Source organism: Limosilactobacillus avium (assembly GCF_947381485.1).
In the GTDB taxonomy this organism is placed as follows: domain Bacteria; phylum Bacillota; class Bacilli; order Lactobacillales; family Lactobacillaceae; genus Limosilactobacillus; species Limosilactobacillus avium.
In genome coordinates this window covers 1-5,259 of sequence record NZ_CANCWN010000058.1, presented here as the reverse complement: position 1 = coordinate 5,259, position 5,259 = coordinate 1, and the positions used below count along the sequence as shown (strand labels likewise).

The 5,259-nt window shown below is 35.8% G+C and carries 1 protein-coding gene; it reads left to right on the top strand.

Annotated features, from left to right (window positions below):
- Nucleotides 1–546: 546 nt before the first annotated feature.
- Nucleotides 547–5,163, top strand: a complete 4,617-nt coding sequence (locus tag QOS01_RS10160) for a type ISP restriction/modification enzyme (RefSeq protein WP_283622245.1) — start codon at nucleotides 547–549, stop codon at nucleotides 5,161–5,163.
- The last annotated feature ends 96 nt before the right edge of the window (nucleotides 5,164–5,259 follow it).

Sequence of the window (5,259 nt, the reverse complement as noted above, 5' to 3'; positions counted from 1 at the left end):
GTTTAGCGACACCATTAAAGACCTTTATAGGTTTTTCTGTCCACTAAAATGTTCAACTTAAATTTTACAATCTACCATAAGAAAAAGAAGTTTGCTAAAAAGATAGGATTACAAGTCGTAAAAGAAATCATGGATATAAATAATATTCATAAGGATGAAATAGAACCACTTGATATTAACTAATATTAACTGTTCTCAAAAAATAGTTATTCATATTTAGTTAAATTACATTTCATTGTAATTAAGAAAAATTATTTGTAGGATGCTATATGGTGCTTAAAGTGGTACTATATGGCGTTTTATTTATGATCTTTTTAGTTAGATTGCTGCAAAATGCTTATAACGTGAATCTAAAATTTAAGAGAATTACATGTGTCAAAAAATAATATAATTATCTTTGATTATTCTATATATTATTTTGCACAGTTAAGAGTATGTATTGAAATTAACAAATTGGCAAAAGTAAAATTCCCTTTTATGTAATTACATTGAAGGATAAGACAGAGCTAGTAGGCAAACTAAATTTAGTAATTGAGGAATGAAATCATGGCAACATTTAATGAATTAATCACACAAATTAATAGTCATATAGACGATCAGCGTGATCGAGGAACAGCATTTGAAGAAATGGTATTGGCGTACTTAAAAAATGAACCAACCTACCATAATAAATTTAGCGATGTTTGGATGCTAAAAGATGTTCCAGATCAATATGGCATCCCCAAAAAAGATACAGGAGTAGACTTAGTAGCTCGTGACCGTATTACAGGTAAGCTCACTGCTATTCAAGCAAAGTTCTATCAGGGAAAAGTTGGTAAAGACACGATTAATTCCTTTATCGCTGAATTTAGCAAGAACTATTACGCAGCAGGAATTATCGTCAGTACTACTGATGAATGGAATAAAAACGCTGAAAATGCTTTAGAAGGCCTTTCTAAGCCAATGACGCGGATTGGCCTATCACAATTGGAACATGCCAATATTGATTGGCAGCTTTTTTCCTTTGATCAGCCGAATGAGAAGTTACGGCAAAAGCCTAAACACCTGAGAGATTATCAGCAGGAAGCCATTGATAAATCTCTTAGTTATTTCAAACAACATGATCGCGGTAAGTTAATTATGGCTCCAGGAACAGGGAAAACCTTTACCAGCCTTAAAATTGCTGAAGCCTTGATGAAGGATCAAGGTAAAACTGATTTTAATATTCTATATTTGGTACCAAGTATTCAATTACTTTCTCAAACGTTATTTAATTGGAATGATGATCACGATGAACAGGTATATATGAATTCATTCTCAGTTGTTTCGGATGCTAAAGCAACGAAAAAGAAGCATGGTGATGATGACTTAAGTGCTAAAGATATTGGCTTTCCTGCTACGACTAATGTTGACCAGTTAATGGCTAATTATCAAAAGATCAAGCCAAATAATGGTAAGCAGATGAATGTTATCTTTAGTACTTATCAATCTATTGACGTAATTCATCAGGCGCAAGAGGCTGGATTACCAGAATTTGACCTAATCGTTGCAGACGAGGCTCATCGAACTACTGGAGCTAGTGAAATGGGTGATCCTAGTGTTTTCACCAAGGTACACTCTAATAAGAATGTTCAAGGTAAGCTCCGTCTTTATCAAACTGCTACTCCTAAAGTTTATGGAGTTGATGCAAAGAAGAAAGCTAAAGAGCAAAGTATTGTTATTTCCTCTATGGACGATGAAAAGACATATGGTCAAGTCATTTATCATCTCGGATTTGGAGATGCAGTTAACCGTGGCTATTTGACTGATTATAAAGTGTCAGTGTTAGCGGTTAGTGAGCAGTATGTTAATAAGACTATGCAGGAAACTTTGTCTTCAGATAATGAATTGAAGACGGACGATCCAGGTAAAATTATTGGGGTCTGGAATGCCATGGTAAAGCGTAATGGACTTAACGGTGAGATTAAGGGAGCACCGATGAAACGTGCCATTGCATTTACAGATACAATTGCTCACTCCAAGGAAATTGCCAAAGAATTTAATAATGTAGTTAATGATTACCTAGGTAAGGAAGCTGACGATAGTTTCACTGTTGATGTTAAGCACGTTGATGGTTCACTAAATGCTCTTCAAAAGAAAAATGCTTTGGACTGGTTAGCTAATGATATGCCAGATAACCATGCTCGAGTTTTATCTAATGTCCGTTTCTTAACAGAGGGAATCGATGTTCCTAGTCTGGATGCGGTAATCTTCTTTAGTCCTAAAAAATCACAAGTTGATATTGTGCAGGCTGTTGGTCGAATTATGCGTCGTTATGAGGGCAAAGAATATGGCTACATTATTCTTCCGGTTGTTATTGATGCCGGTTCTAAGCCTGAAGACGTATTAGACAATAACAAGCGTTATCGAGAAGTATGGCAAGTTCTCAACGCTCTGCGTTCAACAGATGAACGATTTGAGGCGGAAATCAACAAGCTGCAATTAAACAAGAAAAAGTCTGGAAGAATCGACTTTATTGGGACAGATACGAGTCCTAGTAGACCGGTAACTGAAGAACGCGGCAAACAAGCTGAATCCGTTCACGAAGATTCGGCAGATTATCAAACTAGCCTGGCCTTAAAATGGGGCGAGATTGAACAAGCCTTCTATGGACGTGTGGTGCAAAAGGTTGGTGATCGCCGTTATCTAGAAGACTGGTCCGCAGATGTGGCTGAAATTGCTCATAAACATATTCAACGAATTAATGACTTAATTACGTCCAACCAAGAAGCTAAAGAAGCTTTTGACCAATTCTTGGACAGTCTGCACTATAACATCAATGATTCGATTGATCATGATCAAGCAGTACAGATGTTAGCTCAGCATTTAATTACTCAGCCTGTTTTCGAGGCATTATTTAGTGGGTACAGCTTTATTAAGGAAAATCCAGTTTCTAAGGCTATTAATAGTGTTGTATCTGTTTTTGAAAGGTACGGCTTTGATAATGGTCAGCAATCATTAAAGCCGTTTTATGATTCTGTTAAAGCTCGTGCTCAAGGAATTGATAATGCGGCAGCTAAGCAAAAAATCATTGTTACCCTGTATGAAAACTTCTTTAAGAAAGGGTTTGAAAGGGTGACAGACGCAATGGGAATAGTGTTTACTCCTGTTGAAGTAGTAGATTTTATTATTCGCTCAGTTGATGACGCTTTGCAAAAATATTTTGGTAAACGTCTATCAGATCAAAATGTTCATATTTTAGATCCGTTCACTGGTACAGGTACATTTATTACGCGAACCTTACAATACTTTAAGGAGCAAATGGATGCTGGGGAAATTACTTATCAAGATATTCTCCGTAAGTATATGCATGAGCTTCATGCTAATGAAATCATTTTGCTGAGTTATTATATCGCGGCTATCAATATTGAAGCTGTCTTTGATGAAGTAAATGGCCCTGATAGAGGATACAAACCGTTTGATGGAATTGTGTTAACCGATACATTTGAGTGCACTGAACGTGAAACATTAACTATCGATCAATTATTTGGGCAGAACAATCGACGCCTTGCAAAGGAACAAGTTACGCCTATTACAGTAATAATAAGTAATCCGCCATATTCTATTGGACAAGGAAATGCTAATGACAATAACCAAAACATGCATTACCCACAATTAGAGAAGCGTATAGAACAAACATATGTTGAGAATAGTAGCTCTTCTTTAAGTAAAAGCTCTTATGATAGCTATATTAAAGCATTTCGCTGGGCTAGTGATCGCATAGGTGATAAAGGTGTGATTGGCTTCGTAACTAATGGTAGCTACCTAGATAGTAATAGTACTGATGGGTTGCGAGATTCTTTATATCATGAATTTAATCATTTATACATTTTTAACCTACGTGGTAATCAAAGAACTCAAGGTGAACAATCACGTAAAGAAGGGGGAAAGATTTTTGGTTCTGGCAGTAGAGCTCCTATTGCAATTAGCATTCTAATAAAGGATGGTTCTAATAAGCATGAAATTCTTTACTACAATATTGGTGATTACCTTTCACGTCAACAGAAATTAAATTCGGTTCAAAAGAATAAGTCAATTAATAATATGAAATGGAATCAGGTTATCCCTGATAAAAATAATGACTGGTTAAATCAGCGTGATCCTCATTATCAAACATATGTATCAATTGTAGGCGAAAACAAATCACCATTTTTAAGTAATGCAGTAGGGATTAGTACCAATCGTGATATTTGGGTATCTGGATTCTCCAAGCAAAAAGTTTTGGAAAATTCTAAGCGTCTCGTTGATAACTACAATACAGAAGTTGCCAAAAACGGTGGACAAGGTAAAAAATCCGCTATGCGTGATGCCAAGAAAATAAAATGGACAAGGAGCATGGATAATCAATTTAAAAAGGGTACCAAATTTATGTATGATGCTCAGAAAATACGACAGGAAATGTACCGTCCATTTGTTAAAAAGTGGCTTATGTATGATCGCAATATTGTGGAAAGTCCAGGACAATACTATGAACATTGGGGTAAAGGTAATCAGGCTATTGTTACTACTGGTAGAGGGGCAAGTAGAGCTTTTTCATCACTTATAACAAATGGACTGCCAAATCTAGACTTAATGGAAAAAGGGCAAGGATTCATACGCTTTGATCATTCAAATAGTAATGACTTACTTCCTGATTCCGACAATGTTAACGGTAATTTTGCAAATAAATTAGGACTAAACACTGACGATGCATTCGCTTATGTTTATGCTTTATTGAGTTCGCCCGATTACCAACAACGTTATGCTAATGATTTACGTAAGGATTTAGCTAGAATACCTATTGTGAAAGACATCAATAAGTATGTAACGATTGGTAAACAGCTAATGAAATTGCATCTTAATTACGAACAGGTGCCAACTTACAGTGATGTTGATATTCAATATCACGGGGAGCCTGATTACAGAGTAACTAAGATGAAGTTTGCGAAGAAGCGGAATAATGATGGCAAGCTAGAGAACGATCGTTCAACGATTATCTTTAATGACACCATTACAATCTCGAATATTCCTTCAAAAGCCTACCAATATATTGTTAATGGTCGTTCTGCTATTGAATGGATCATGGATCAGTATCGGGTTAAGACGGATAAAAAATCAGGTATTACTGATGACCCCAACGATTATAGTGATGATTCTAAGTTCTAAATTTCAAGAATAAGTTAGTCACTAAGCTGAAATAAATAGCACTGACCAATTAATTATTGGTTGATGAGAACGTGACATCTCTTGATAGAATGCTTT

Bases quoted from the DNA above. Each gene is read 5' to 3' on its own strand.
- QOS01_RS10160 (WP_283622245.1), top strand. From the start codon at position 547: ATGGCAACATTTAATGAATTAATCACACAAATTAATAGTCATATAGAC.